This window comes from Pedobacter sp. 01N310 (genome assembly GCF_056399805.1).
Genome location: NZ_JBFTSB010000001.1, coordinates 660,923 through 674,188 on the forward strand (window position 1 = coordinate 660,923; position 13,266 = coordinate 674,188).

Consider the following 13,266-nt stretch of genomic DNA (forward strand, 5'->3'; position numbering starts at 1 on the left):
GCTTTTTTATAGTTTTGGTACTGCCGATTTATGACAGCAATAGAGATTTTACAAAAATATTGGGGACATCAAGCTTTTAGGCCTTTACAGGAAGATATTATTTCTTCGGTTTTAGAGGGAAAGGATAGTTTAGCATTATTGCCTACAGGTGGGGGTAAATCGATCTGTTTTCAGGTTCCTGCTTTGGTTAAAGAGGGGATTTGTATTGTCGTTTCGCCCTTAATTGCCTTGATGAAGGATCAGGTAGAAAACCTGAAATCGAAAGGGATTGAAGCCATTGCCATTTATGCAGGCATGGGTAAACGCGAAATCGATATCTTGCTGGATAACTGTATTTACGGAAAAATAAAATTCCTCTATTTATCTCCAGAGCGTCTATTGTCTGATTTAGTACGGGTTCGCATTTCGTACATGAACGTAAATTTAATAGCTGTAGATGAAGCGCATTGTATATCGCAGTGGGGGTACGATTTTCGTCCACCATACCAACAGATTGCCAAACTTCGCGAAATCCTTCCAGATGTTCCGGTTTTGGCACTTACCGCAACCGCTACTGAATTTGTTCGGAAAGATATTGTAGAGAAGCTTGAAATGAAAGACCCACAGGTTTTTGTTAAAAGTTTTGCCAGGGATAATTTAAGTTATGTGGTTTTCGGCAATGAAGACAAATATAAAAAGCTGATCGATATTTGCCAAAAGGTAAAGGGTACAGGTTTAGTTTATGTACGTAACCGCAGGGAAACTGCTGAGGTTGCTAATTTTATCAATAGGAATCAGATTAAAGCCGATTTTTACCATGCAGGATTAGAACGGGATGTACGTTTCTTAAAACAAGAAGAGTGGAAAAATAACAAAACCCGAATTATGGTGGCCACAAATGCTTTCGGGATGGGAATTGATAAGGCAGACGTTCGTTTTGTGGTGCATTTAGATTTACCCGAAAGTTTAGAAGCTTACTACCAGGAAGCTGGCAGGGCAGGACGTGACGAAAAACGAAGTTACGCGGTTCTTCTAGCTAATCAATCTGATGTTTTAGGCTTAGAATCCAGGTATCTCGATAGTTTTCCCACTCCAGATGAGATCAGAAAAACCTATCACTACCTCGGTAATTATTTTCAATTGGCATTTGGTGCAGGCGAAGGTTTAACTTTTACTTTTGATATAGCTGATTTCTGTAAACGGTTTAATATTAGTGTTTTAAAAACAATTTCTGCTTTGAAGTTTTTAGAACACGATGGCTACCTCACCTTATCTGAAAGTGTTTTTCTACCATCGAGAATGATGTTTATTGCCAGTCATGAAGACATTTACCGTTTTCAGATTGAAAACAAAGCTTACGATGGCATTATAAAAACCATTCTGCGTTCGCATGGAGGTGCTTTCGACGGTTTTGTTAAGATTAATGAAGCCGATTTAGCCAAGAAAACAGGATTGTCGTATAAAGAAATTATCGCACTGCTTAACAAATTGCAGGCCATCGAGTTACTTACTTATACTCAGCAAACCGATCAGCCGCAATTGCAATACATTAGGCCGAGAGTAGATATGGACCATTTCGATCTGGACGTGAAATACCTCGAACTGAGAAAGGAAATCCTACACAAACAGATTAACGCAGTGGTAGCTTATGCTTCATCAAATTTATGCAGGAGTATTCAACTGCTTCATTATTTCGACGAACAGCATGCTACAAAATGTGGGGTATGCGATGTTTGTTTGGCTGAAAAAAGAGCTGAAAATCAGAGTCAGATGGAAGAGGAGATTGAATTTGAGATCGTTTCTTTACTGCAACAACAGCCTTTAAGTCTTGATGATCTGGTTGTAAATATTAAAAATGGAGCCGAAGCTGAAAGAATTGATGCCATTAGAGAATTATTAGATGCCGGTAAGATTAAAACAGATGGGAAGAAATATTATCTTTAGATGTGAGATGTGAGATGTGAGATGTGAGATGTGAGATGTGAGATGTGAGATGTGAGATGTGAGATGTGAGATGTGAGATGTGAGATGTGAGATGTGAGATGTGAGAAAAATGCCAATCAAGTTACCAATAAAATATTAGTTTTGTAATGAACTATTTAATCTGTACAATCAAACAATCAATGTAATCTTCCGCGAAGCGAAAAAACAAATGATAACAAAAAACAATAAGAAAACCATCCGTTCGTGGGCATTTTTCGATTGGGCAAACTCTGCCTATAACTTAGTCATCACTTCTACTATTTTTCCAGCTTATTATACCATTATTACCACCACTAAAGAACATGGTGATAAAGTGGATTTCTTTGGCCGGACCTTTGTAAATACCTCGCTTTCCAATTATGCCTTATCGCTTGCTTATTTGATTATGGCTTTTGCTTTGCCAATGCTTTCATCCATTGCGGATAGAAGAGGGAATAAAAAGTCTTTTATGAAATTCTTTACCTATGTAGGTGGGGCGGCCTGCATCGGTTTATATTTCTTTAAGCTAGATACGCTCGAAATGAGTATCATTTTGTTTGCATTAGCAGCAATGGGTTATATCGGCGGGGTATTATTCAGCAACTCTTATTTGCCAGAAATCGCAACCGAAGAACATCAGGATCGTGTGAGTGCACAAGGTTTTTCGTATGGGTACATCGGCTCGGTTTTACTCCAACTGATTTGTTTTCTATTTGTGTTAAAACCGGAATGGTTTGGTATTACTGATGCTTCATTTCCACCAAGGTTATCATTTTTATTGGTTGGCGTGTGGTGGATCGGTTTCTCTCAGATTCCTTTTTCAGCACTTCCGAACGGAACACCTCAGCACGATAAAATAAAAACGAATATCCTTAAAGATGGCTTTAGCGAACTATCGAAAGTTTGGGCGCAGGTTAAACAAATGAGGGTTTTAAAAGGATTTTTAGTTTCTTTCTTTTTCTACTCTATGGGTGTACAAACCATTATGCTTGCTGCTGCTGGTTTCGCTGAAAAAACATTAAAATTAGGAACGGCAAAATTGATTGCAGTGATATTGATCATTCAGCTTGTTGCTATCCCCGGCGCCATGCTCATGTCGTATTTAGCTAAAAAAATAGGGAATATAAATGTGTTAATTATGGTAGTTGTAGTATGGATAGGCTGTTGTGTTTTTGGTTATTACATCACTGGCGAGTATCAATTTTACTCATTGGCCGCAATTGTAGGCTTAATTATGGGCGGAATCCAATCTTTATCGCGCTCTACCTATTCTAAATATTTACCGGTTGATACAAAAGATAGCACTTCATTCTTCAGCTTTTACGATGTAACGGAGAAATTGGCGATTGTAATTGGCCTTTTCAGTTTTGCCTACATTGAAGATTTAACCGGAAATATTCGCTACTCAATTATCGCTTTGGCATCATTTTTTATTGTTGGATTAGTTCTTTTAGTACTTCTAAGAAAAAACGAACATAAAGAATCGCTAAAATTGTAAGTTTGCAGTCGTTAAGAATATTATGAAAGTAGAATTATTTGTGCCTTGTTTTGTAGATCAGCTCTATCCTGAAACCGCTTTTAATACTTTGAGATTATTAGAAAAATCGGGATGTGATGTAACCTACAATTCAAAACAAACCTGTTGTGGGCAACCTGCATACAATGCGGGTTATTGGGATGAGGCTAAAGAAGTGGGTACAAAATTCTTAAACGATTTTACCGAAAACACCTATGTTGTAGCGCCATCAGCATCGTGTGTAGGCATGGTGAAAGGTGGATTTAACGATCTGTTTACCAATACCATTGTGCACAACAAATGTCGGAGTTTGCAATCTAATATATGGGAGCTTTCTGATTTTCTGGTAAACATAGCCAAAAGAGATTATTTCGGCGCTGAGTTGGAAGGAAAAGCTGTTTACCACGATTCGTGTAGCGCATTGCGTGAGTGCAAAATCAAAGATGAACCCCGCCAGTTGCTTTCTAAAGTACACGGCTTAGAAATGATCGAAATGGAAGATACCGATATGTGCTGTGGTTTCGGCGGAACATTTGCGGTTAAATTTGACGCTATATCATCTGCAATGGCCGAGCAGAAAGTTAATCATGCGCTGGCACAACAGGCAGATTACATAATTTCGACCGATTTGTCTTGCCTTTTGCATCTTCAAGGTTATATCGATAAAAATAACCTCCCCATCAAGACCATGCACATCGCCGATGTATTGTGTAATGGCTGGCTGGAAAGTACAGAATATTAGTTTAAACCTCGCAGGTTTCAAAAACCTGCGAGGTTTTCTTTTGAAAGAACCACTGTTTTGTGTAAAATAAACCTGACCGTCAGCGTTATCCCGATTTAAAGATCAATTTTAAATTAGAGAGTATGTTCAATCGGGATTAAGCAGAGGGCAGGACTACCGCAACCAAAGAACCATTGCAATTGCTTTTCAAAAACAAGCTCTATTGTAAAAAATAAATTACATCTGCCTTTAAACAGCTTGCTCAGCCAATTCAGCAGTTGATTTTAACACAATTTAACACGTTTTACATTACAAACTACAATATCTTTGTTAAACCTTTTTAAGGCTTTCGTATCTAACAAACAAAACAAAATCGTAATGAAAAAAATAATCTTCGCTTTACTGGGAGTTTTATCAATCGCATCAATTGCAGATGCACAGCAGAAAAAAACTTCAGGAGCCATACAATTTGAAAATATTATCGATCCGGCAGCTATGGCTTCGGCAAGTGGTATCCAGCTAACCGATCAGATGAAAGCCAGAATGCCCTCATCTAGCAAAAGCAACTTCGAGTTGTTATTTACGGCTACAAATGCCAGTTATATGCCAGTTGAAGAAACTGAGGATAGTAATGGAGCAGGTGGTGGCGGTGGCGGCATGGGCCGTATGATGATGCGTTTTGGTGGTGGTGGAGGTAACAGAGAATATTACTATACCTTTGCAGATAAGGGCCTTACGGAGGTTTTTGATCTGAACGATACGACATATTACATGCCGAGTAAATTAACTTTATCTACTTCTGGTCCGATTGGCTCAATGAGAATGGGCGGTAGAAATCCTAATGATACCACTACAGCAAAACCAGCTCCGGCACCAACCATAGAAGTGATTAAAACAGATTCTACTAAACAGATTATTGGTTTTACCTGTCACCAGGCGATTATAAGATCTACAAGGGCTATTAAAATCTTGGATATGGATAAAAACGTAGTAGAAGAAACCAAAATCTGGTATACAAAAGATTTGGGGTTCGACTTTTCTCCAAACCCAAATATGTGGACTGAAGGTGCAGTTTTAGCGATCGAAGGCAGAGGTAATAGTTCAATTGCCAAAAGCATCGAATATAGGAATGTAAGTGCAAAAGATGTAACCGCACCTAAAAAAGCAAAACTGATCACTGCTGAAGAGTATAAAACTAAAATGGAGAACATGATGAAACGTTTTAGACAGAACAGACCAGGTGGTGGCCAGGTAAGATCATTTGGTATGAATTAATTCAGTTCGTTGCCAGACATCCGAAGTTTGAGTATAGGCCTGTGTCTCATGCGAACTTCGGATGTCTTTACATAAATTACCACCATAATAATTCTATTGTTGCCCTGAACTGCAAGCGTTCAGGGCTTTTTTTGTATCATTTTTGAAAAGGTTGACTTTAGTTTTTGCATCTAAACTGAGAATAACTATTATTGGGGTTAAATATAACCTAGCCAAAAGTGATTACAGCCGAGAACAAAACAAATTTATTAGCAACCAAGCAACATTTCGAAATTTTAGATGGATTAAGGGGCGTAGCTGCCATTGTGGTGGTAATTTATCACTTTATGGAAATCGCGATTACCAATTATAACAAGAATTTTCTTTCACATGGTTTCCTCGCTGTCGACTTCTTTTTCTGTTTATCCGGCTTTGTAATTGCCTATGCTTACGATAGCCGTGCACCACATATCGGGATTACACAGTTCTTTAAATTAAGGCTTATCCGTTTGCACCCGCTGGTGGTTATTGGTTCCGTTTTAGGACTGATCACTTTTCTGATCGATCCATACAGCGATCTTTATGAGGTTTATGGATTCGGGAAAACCTTTCTTTTATTTTTATCTTCAGCTTTTTTAATCCCTTATCCGGCCATGCCCGAGCGGTATACCAACTTATTCTGCTTAAATGCACCGGCCTGGTCGTTATTTTGGGAATATATTGCCAATATCTTTTACATTTTTATACTTTACCGCCTGGGTAAAAAATCACTGATCGCTTTGGTTGTTATAGGAGCGGTATGCCTTTGTTATGTAGCTGTTCGCGCTACCAACGTAGGTGGCGGCTGGGGAGGACAGAATTTCTGGGACGGTGGAGCACGTGTGCTGTATTCTTTTACAGCCGGTATGCTGGTTTACCGTTTAAATTGGGTGATCAAAAATAAACTTGGCTTTTTAGGCATGATCGTACTTTTGCTCGCAGCCTTTTTAGTTCCTTTTAATGATAAATACAATTGGATTACCGAGCCGATACTTGTGCTGTTTTACTTTCCGCTTTTAGTGGCATTAGGAGCAGGTACCGTATTAAACCCATCGTTTAAAAAGATCTGTAATCTCTCAGGCGAAATATCATATCCGCTTTATATGGTACATTATCCATTTGTTTGGATATTTTTAACCTATGTAGCCGAAGTTCAGCCACCAGCATCCTCACTTTGGGTGGTGATACCGGTTTCTGTACTGCTTTTAATTGTTTTCTCTTATATGGTAATGAGATTTGTAGATATTCCTTTGCGCAAATACCTTAAGCAAAAATTTTTAAACGATAACAGAATATGAAATCTTTAAAACCTGCCTTGTTTTTCCTTTTCTTAATTATGCTGTTTAGCTGCAAGCCATCAAATAATGATTATACCTACAACGAAAAAGTAACTTCAATTTTTTTGCGGGAAATGAAACAGATCGATGAAACGGATAGTGTTTTTAAAGATACTTCGAAGGTATATGCAAAAGGTTTTCCTGATTCTATTTTCCTGTCGCACAAGGCTGACAATCTGATCAATAATTCAAAAATAGACCTTCTTGATATCGCACGTTTGAAACCAAGTAAAGCGGCTGCAAAATTTAACGAAGGTGTAATACAATACCTCACTGCCATAAACGATTATGGCAAAACAGCAAAGGAAATGCTGCATGTAAAAGCCATTGACGAAAAACGAAAATACTATGACCTGCTGGCCGTTAAATATGAAAAACTGAATACCTATCCTGATCAGTTACTGGCTATTCAGAAAGTTTATCTGCAAGAAGTAGGACTGCAGCCGAAGTAGAATTTTAAGCGGCAGTATTAAATAGCAGGATAAATTTCGTACCTTTGCACAAAATAAAATCACATTGTAAGTGATCTTTAAAACTTTTTTATTTAAAATTTAAATCATAGTTGTAGATGATTAACATTACTTTACCTGACGGTTCTGTCCGTCAGTATGAAAAGGGCACTTCTGCCCACCAAATTGCATTGTCAATTTCTGAGGGCTTGGCCCGTAACGTATTAGCCGCTGAGGTTAATGGCGAAGTTTGGGATTCAATAAGACCAATCGAATCTGATTCATCAGTAAAATTATTGACCTGGAATGATACTGCCGGAAAATCGACTTTTTGGCATTCATCAGCTCACTTAATGGCTGAGGCTTTAGAAGCACTTTATCCGGGTACCAAATTCGGTATCGGCCCAGCTATCGAAACTGGTTTTTATTATGATGTAGACTTTGGCGACCGTGAATTTTCTTCGGACGATTTCAAGGCCATCGAAACCAAAATGATCGAACTGGCTAAGCAAAAGGAAACTTTTGTACGCGAAAGTGTGAGCAAAGCTGATGCGGTAAAATATTTTACCGAAAAAGGCGATGAGTACAAATTGGATTTAATTGATGGCCTGGAAGATGGTAAGATTACTTTCTATACCCAAGGTTCATTTACCGATTTATGCCGTGGCCCACATATTCCGAATACTGGTTTTGTGAAGGCAGTAAAACTGATGAATGTAGCTGGTGCTTACTGGCGAGGCGATGAAACCAAAAAACAATTAACCCGTATTTATGGGGTAACTTTCCCTAAGGCGAGCGAGCTTACTGAATATCTTTTAATGATTGAGGAAGCAAAAAAACGCGATCACCGTAAATTAGGGAAAGAGCTGGAGTTATTTGCTTTCTCAGAAAAAGTAGGAATGGGCTTGCCTTTATGGCTGCCTAAAGGAACTGCTTTGCGCGAGCGCTTGGTGAACTTTTTAACTAAAGCACAGGCTAAAGCAGGCTACGAGCAAGTAGTAACACCACATATCGGACACAAAAATTTATATGTAACCTCAGGTCACTGGGAGAAATACGGTAAAGATTCCTTCCAACCAATTAAAACGCCACAAGAAGGAGAGGAGTTCTTCCTAAAACCGATGAACTGCCCTCACCACTGTGAGATTTACAAAACAAAACCTCGTTCTTATAAAGATCTTCCGGTTCGTTTTGCCGAGTTTGGCACGGTTTACCGTTACGAACAAAGTGGCGAATTACATGGGTTAACCCGTGTACGTGGCTTTACTCAAGATGATGCACACTTATTCTGTATGCCAGAACAGGTGAAAGAAGAGTTTAAAAAAGTAATCGACTTGGTGCTTTATGTATTTAAATCATTAGGTTTTGATAACTATACTGCTCAGGTTTCATTAAGAGACCCGGAGAACAAATCGAAATATATTGGTTCTGACGAAAATTGGAGACTATCTGAAAATGCCATTATCGAAGCAGCTGCAGAAAAAGGCTTAAATACTGTTGTAGAATATGGCGAAGCCGCTTTCTATGGCCCTAAGCTCGATTTTATGGTGAAAGATGCTTTAGGTAGAAAATGGCAGTTAGGTACTATTCAGGTTGATTATAATTTACCAGAGCGTTTCGAATTGGAATACACTGGTAGCGATAACCAGAAGCACAGACCAGTAATGATTCACCGTGCACCATTTGGTTCATTAGAAAGATTTATTGCTGTTTTGATCGAACATTGTGCCGGAAACTTCCCGTTATGGTTAAGTCCGGAGCAATTTATTGTTCTTCCTATTTCAGAAAAATATGAAGAATATGCAAAAAAAGTTTTAGATGAACTAAATAATTCCGATATTCGCGGGCTGATTGACTTTCGTGATGAGAAAATCGGTCGCAAAATACGCGATTCGGAAGTTAAAAAGATCCCATACATGCTCATTATCGGTGATAAGGAAATGGCAGAAGGAAAAGTTTCTGTCCGCAAACATGGTGAGGGAGATTTAGGCGAAATGACGTTGGAAGAGTTCAACAATTTATTAAGAAAAGAAATAACAGTTTAAATTAAATAGTACAAATTTGGCATTAGGAAGACCAGGATTTAACAGGGGACCACGTCCACCTTTTAAGAAAAAAGAAGCAGAGCATAACATTAATCAGTATATTAAATCGCCCGAAGTGCGTTTAGCTGGCGATAATGTTGAACCGGGGATTTATCCTTTGGCAAAAGCTTTGGCACTTGCTGATGAACTGGAATTGGATTTGGTAGAAATATCTCCAAATGCCGTACCACCAGTTTGTAGAATTATTGATTACAGTAAATTTGTTTACGAGCAGAAGAAAAAGCAGAAAGAAATTAAAGCTAATGCAAAACAAACTGTAATTAAGGAGATCCGTTTTGGTCCTAACACCAACGATCACGATTTCCAGTTTAAATTGAAGCATGCAGTAAGCTTTTTAGAGAACGGTGAGAAAGTTAGAGCTTATGTGCATTTTAAAGGTAGAGCAATTGTTTACAAAGAGCAGGGAGAAATTTTATTGTTAAAATTCGCTCAGGCTTTAGAAGATGTAGGAAAAGTAGAGTTGTTACCTAAGTTAGAAGGTAAACGGATGTTCCTAACAGTTGCGCCTAAAGTAGCAAAAAAATAAAAATAGGTTTATAAATTAAAAAACAGGTTATGCCAAAAATGAAAACCAATTCCAGTGCTAAAAAGCGTTTTTCGCTTACTGGAACAGGTAAAATCAAAAGAAACAACGCATACAAAAGTCACATCTTAACAAAGATGAGCACTAAACGTAAACGTGCCTTAGGTCAAGCAAGTATCGTATCTGATGCTGATATGGGTAACGTTAAACGTATGCTTTGTATCGGAAAGTAATTTATTAATTCACCAGGTATCAGGCTTTAAGTTTCCGGTTAAACGGAACGCCGCTTGCCAAAAAACAACAACAACATGCCACGTTCGGTAAACGCAGTAGCTTCGAGAAGAAGAAGAAAAAAAATCCTTAATCTAGCCAAAGGCTATTGGGGAGCAAGAAGTAAGGTTTATACTGTTGCTAAAAACACAGTAGAAAAAGGTTTGCAATATGCATACCGTGACCGTAAAGTTAAGAAAAGAGAATTCCGCGGATTATGGATCCAACGTATTAATGCAGGTGCTCGTCAGCACGGTATTTCTTACTCTCAATTAATTGGTAAACTAGCTTCTAAAGAAATCGGTTTAAACCGTAAAGTATTGGCTGATTTAGCAATGAATCATCCAGAAGCTTTCAAAGCTGTAATTGATGCAGTAAAATAGAAATTTTCGCTTAGGCGATAATCATATTTAAAAAAGGTCCCGATGTAAAATCGGGACCTTTTTTGTTGTTTGGTTTTGAAAATCTAATATAATCCCAATTCTGCAAGACTGGCAAACTGTAGGCCATCCTGTGCTGAATTTAAAATAACTTTAAAATACTGGAATGTTTTGGCGCTTCCAAACTCAAAGTACTGCGGACCATTTATATTTTGAGCTACATAATTGCTAACAGAAGTGAAGTTTACGCCATCTGTACTCGTTAGTAGTTCAAAGTTTTTCACAGCCCTGCTTAAACCACTTCTCTGTGTTAAACTTAAACCTGTTGCGGTTTTTGAAGCTCCTAAATTAATTACTATAGTATGTGGATAGCTTGTTGCTGAGCTGCTCCATCTCGAATGCCAGTAAGTACTTGCGTTTCCGTCGATTAATCTGATCGCCCTGCCATTTGTAGCACCTTCGCCGCTGGTTTCTTCAGAACTAAATGAAGCAATACTCCACCCTGTTTTGCTTAACTCATTTTTCGTTGAAAAATTTAATACTGGTAAGCCTCCTGAAAAAGTATAAGCATAAATCTGTTCGGTTACGGTTCCATTGTCATGTACCAATTTAACTTTCAGTTCGTATGGAATACCATCGGCTTTTTCCTGCAAATCGGCAATTGGCATTACAACCCTAAAGCTATCTGTGCCGATTTTCTTCGATTCCCACGTAATGGCATTATAATCATGGTTTACACCTGTACCTTCATTGTTTACATTCGGATCATTATAGTATAAAATGCTGGTTACATTACCGATTGAAGTAAATTTACCTGATACCACTATAGAAGCCAAAGTGCTGGAGTAGCTGGCGTATATTTTATTAATGCTGCTGGTTACCGAACCGTAATAGGTGTTAGCGTTATTATTGAAAACCTGATTGGCATTTAAAATAGCCGCGTCTGCAGCGGTTAAAAATGTAGGGCTTTTTCCTAAGGTTCCATTACCTGCCCACATTAATGCCATACCTAAAGTTGAGTTTTCAGAAACTTTCTGTCTGTTGTGCGGTAGATTTAATCCATGACCAAGTTCATGTACCATGCCTCCAAACCAAACACTGAAGCGGTTGCCGACGGTAGTGCTTAAGCCAAGATTTGCAATGTCCATTTCTTCATAATCCAGCGCGTAACACCATCTGCCGGTACCATAAAACGGACCTCCGCTTGGTGTACCATCAGTGCCGATAGAATATCTTGGAATAATGATCAAGGTATGATCGCTGGTTTTATCTGCGGGGTGCGCAGCAAAATAAGCGTTTACTTCGCTTGCCACTGCGCCGCTACCTCCAGAATATGGATAACTTGCTTTTGGCAACGTTCCTCTAATGGTTAGGATTTTTACATTTCCTGTGCCATCATCAGCAAGGCCAAATGTTTTATTGCCATAACCATTGCGGTTCATTTCTTGTTTGTACCAATCTTGTGTCCATAATAAAAGATCGCTCAACCTTTTTCTATAACCCGCAAGGGTATCGAGGTCGTTAGGTACAAAATAAACAACATTTACATTGCGGCTTTGGGTAATAATGTTGGTTGTAGCTAATTTTTTGTTAATAGAGAAGGTTTTTTCCTCTGGTTGTAATACTTCGGCCTTTTTACAAGATAGGGCGAACAGGCAGGCACAGAATAGCCCTGTTAAAAGTAAACTGTTTTTTTTCATACGATAATTTTAGGTTTAGGTTGATAATATTTGGAATTGGTTGTTGTTGCTTTTTATATGCTGCACTCAGCCTCTTTACCTAATCTTGTCGATTTTAATGCGAAGATTTTATATCACCATAATTTGCCAGTCTTGGCCACTGTTCCAAACCTTAAAAAGAGCGTATTGTAAATAGATTTTTACCTTATCTGAATTTAAGTTACAAACAAACTTATACAGTAGATTGAATTAAAACCGCGCAAACGTTTGTGTGGGATGAAATGTAATAGCGCTAAATTATATGATAGAAGTGCAGGTTAGCCTAGCTTTACAGCTCTATGATTAGCTATTTAAAATGAACTTAAAGTTTATGACGCGCAAACGTTTGATAGGCCTGTATTCGCTGTTTGATTTGCTAGTAAATGGATGTTTACATCCGAATGTAAAGTTCTAGAAGAGAGTATTGAATTTTTGCGCCCTCAGGGTAGCCTTAAAGAGAGGGAGGGCAATGTCATTAAGTGTCGTCATTTCGAGCGGAGCGCAACGTAGCCGAGAACCCGAAGGCTCAGCGAAGCTAAATCTAAAAAAAAATAAAGCTCTCTCCCGAAAATCGGGACTGCGCAACAGTCGAGATGACGACTTTTCTATTGAAATTATGATGATTAACTCTGATCGTCTGTTTCTGCGTCTGGTGCATTCTTTTGAACCGATTCGATACCGTTATCTCTGGCGGCTGTACTTTCGTACATTTCGCTGGAGCCAATAATCTGGCCATTTGTAGCCTTTAAACTAAAATGGTACTTGCCATTAGACGATGTCTTTTTCTCAAATTTAGAATCATCTTGCGCATTTTTTTTAACAGATTCGATTCCATTTTCGCAGCTCGATTTGGCTGAATAGCCTTCGCTGGTTAAAATGGTCTGGCCATTGCTGGCTTTAAGATTAAACTGGAATTCTCCGTTTGATCTTTTGGTAATTACAAATTTTCCCATAAGTCTGATTTTTAAATTAAGTACTTGGTTAGTATTTTAATCTTATAATAAGCAGGTGTT

Annotated in this window: 12 protein-coding genes; 10 read left to right on the forward strand and 2 right to left on the reverse strand. The window is 38.4% G+C overall.

The genetic code is table 11. From position 1 onward, the window contains the following. The first annotated feature begins 30 nt into the window (after nucleotides 1-30). From AC1DNH_RS02385 to rplT, 10 genes are all read left to right on the forward strand, one after another. On the forward strand, nucleotides 31-1,923 hold the full coding sequence (locus AC1DNH_RS02385; protein WP_477625127.1) for a RecQ family ATP-dependent DNA helicase: 1,893 nt from the start codon (nucleotides 31-33) through the stop codon (nucleotides 1,921-1,923). Nucleotides 1,924-2,131: 208 nt separating this feature from the next. After that, nucleotides 2,132-3,439 (forward strand): MFS transporter, encoded by a 1,308-nt coding sequence (locus tag AC1DNH_RS02390; protein WP_477579842.1) that lies wholly within the window; start codon nucleotides 2,132-2,134, stop codon nucleotides 3,437-3,439. Between the two features lie 22 nt (nucleotides 3,440-3,461). Beyond that, nucleotides 3,462-4,199 carry a (Fe-S)-binding protein gene (locus tag AC1DNH_RS02395; protein WP_477579844.1) on the forward strand — a complete coding sequence of 246 codons (738 nt, stop codon included), beginning with the start codon at nucleotides 3,462-3,464 and terminating at the stop codon, nucleotides 4,197-4,199. 357 nt (nucleotides 4,200-4,556) lie between these two features. Beyond that, nucleotides 4,557-5,453, forward strand: a complete 897-nt coding sequence (locus tag AC1DNH_RS02400) for a hypothetical protein (protein ID WP_477611579.1) — start codon at nucleotides 4,557-4,559, stop codon at nucleotides 5,451-5,453. Between the two features lie 218 nt (nucleotides 5,454-5,671). After that, nucleotides 5,672-6,769, forward strand: coding sequence for an acyltransferase family protein (locus AC1DNH_RS02405; RefSeq protein ID WP_477584928.1), 1,098 nt, complete (start codon nucleotides 5,672-5,674; stop codon nucleotides 6,767-6,769). Then, nucleotides 6,766-7,260 (forward strand): hypothetical protein, encoded by a 495-nt coding sequence (locus AC1DNH_RS02410; RefSeq protein ID WP_477584927.1) that lies wholly within the window; start codon nucleotides 6,766-6,768, stop codon nucleotides 7,258-7,260. The genes AC1DNH_RS02405 and AC1DNH_RS02410 overlap by 4 nt, the downstream gene beginning before the upstream one ends. A gap of 116 nt (nucleotides 7,261-7,376) precedes the next feature. Further along, a complete protein-coding gene (thrS, locus tag AC1DNH_RS02415) occupies nucleotides 7,377-9,302 on the forward strand; it encodes a threonine--tRNA ligase (protein ID WP_477625128.1) in 1,926 nt (641 codons plus the stop codon). A gap of 16 nt (nucleotides 9,303-9,318) precedes the next feature. Further along, a complete protein-coding gene (gene infC / locus AC1DNH_RS02420) occupies nucleotides 9,319-9,888 on the forward strand; it encodes a translation initiation factor IF-3 (RefSeq protein ID WP_051691975.1) in 570 nt (189 codons plus the stop codon). 29 nt (nucleotides 9,889-9,917) lie between these two features. Further along, a complete protein-coding gene (gene rpmI / locus AC1DNH_RS02425) occupies nucleotides 9,918-10,118 on the forward strand; it encodes a 50S ribosomal protein L35 (protein ID WP_029279105.1) in 201 nt (66 codons plus the stop codon). Between the two features lie 75 nt (nucleotides 10,119-10,193). Next, a complete protein-coding gene (rplT, locus tag AC1DNH_RS02430; RefSeq protein WP_025144714.1) occupies nucleotides 10,194-10,538 on the forward strand; it encodes a 50S ribosomal protein L20 in 345 nt (114 codons plus the stop codon). 83 nt (nucleotides 10,539-10,621) lie between these two features. Here the strand turns inward: rplT and AC1DNH_RS02435 are convergent, their stop codons facing one another. Both AC1DNH_RS02435 and AC1DNH_RS02440 read right to left on the reverse strand, forming a co-directional pair. After that, nucleotides 10,622-12,235, reverse strand: coding sequence for a discoidin domain-containing protein (locus AC1DNH_RS02435; RefSeq protein WP_477625129.1), 1,614 nt, complete (start codon nucleotides 12,233-12,235; stop codon nucleotides 10,622-10,624). Nucleotides 12,236-12,876: 641 nt separating this feature from the next. Then, a complete protein-coding gene (locus tag AC1DNH_RS02440) occupies nucleotides 12,877-13,206 on the reverse strand; it encodes a YegP family protein (protein WP_477582055.1) in 330 nt (109 codons plus the stop codon). Nucleotides 13,207-13,266: the final 60 nt, after the last annotated feature.

Bases quoted from the DNA above. Each gene is read 5' to 3' on its own strand.
- AC1DNH_RS02410 (WP_477584927.1), top strand. From the start codon at position 6,766: ATGAAATCTTTAAAACCTGCCTTGTTTTTCCTTTTCTTAATTATGCTG.
- AC1DNH_RS02435 (WP_477625129.1), bottom strand. From the start codon at position 12,235: ATGAAAAAAAACAGTTTACTTTTAACAGGGCTATTCTGTGCCTGCCTG.
- AC1DNH_RS02390 (WP_477579842.1), top strand. From the start codon at position 2,132: ATGATAACAAAAAACAATAAGAAAACCATCCGTTCGTGGGCATTTTTC.
- AC1DNH_RS02385 (WP_477625127.1), top strand. From the start codon at position 31: ATGACAGCAATAGAGATTTTACAAAAATATTGGGGACATCAAGCTTTT.
- AC1DNH_RS02395 (WP_477579844.1), top strand. From the start codon at position 3,462: ATGAAAGTAGAATTATTTGTGCCTTGTTTTGTAGATCAGCTCTATCCT.
- AC1DNH_RS02400 (WP_477611579.1), top strand. From the start codon at position 4,557: ATGAAAAAAATAATCTTCGCTTTACTGGGAGTTTTATCAATCGCATCA.
- rplT (WP_025144714.1), top strand. From the start codon at position 10,194: ATGCCACGTTCGGTAAACGCAGTAGCTTCGAGAAGAAGAAGAAAAAAA.
- rpmI (WP_029279105.1), top strand. From the start codon at position 9,918: ATGCCAAAAATGAAAACCAATTCCAGTGCTAAAAAGCGTTTTTCGCTT.
- thrS (WP_477625128.1), top strand. From the start codon at position 7,377: ATGATTAACATTACTTTACCTGACGGTTCTGTCCGTCAGTATGAAAAG.
- AC1DNH_RS02440 (WP_477582055.1), bottom strand. From the start codon at position 13,206: ATGGGAAAATTTGTAATTACCAAAAGATCAAACGGAGAATTCCAGTTT.